The organism is Gemmiger formicilis (genome assembly GCF_016901605.1).
Lineage (GTDB): Bacteria > Bacillota > Clostridia > Oscillospirales > Ruminococcaceae > Gemmiger > Gemmiger formicilis_B.
In genome coordinates this window covers 1-224 of record NZ_JACJKP010000725.1, presented here as the reverse complement: position 1 = coordinate 224, position 224 = coordinate 1, and the positions used below count along the sequence as shown (strand labels likewise).

General features: G+C 58.0%; 1 protein-coding gene. It reads right to left on the bottom strand.

Annotated elements, in window-relative coordinates; translation table 11 throughout:
- On the bottom strand, nucleotides 1-224 hold a 224-nt coding region (locus tag H6B10_RS16630; RefSeq protein ID WP_204652481.1), incomplete at both ends, for a hypothetical protein.

The following is a 224-nucleotide window of genomic DNA, read 5'->3' as shown; positions in this document are numbered from 1 at the left end:
CTGCACGGCATACTGGACGTTGACCAGGCCCACAACCTTCAGTTCGCGGGCAAAGCGGCCGGTATAATCCACCAGTGTGTCAATGACCTTCTGGCTGAAGTTGTACGGCGGGTAGACGCAGATGGAGTCGCCGGAATGCACACCGGTACGCTCGATCTGTTCCATGATGCCGGGCACCAGGAAATCCGTTCCGTCGCAGATGGCGTCTACCTCACATTCGGTAC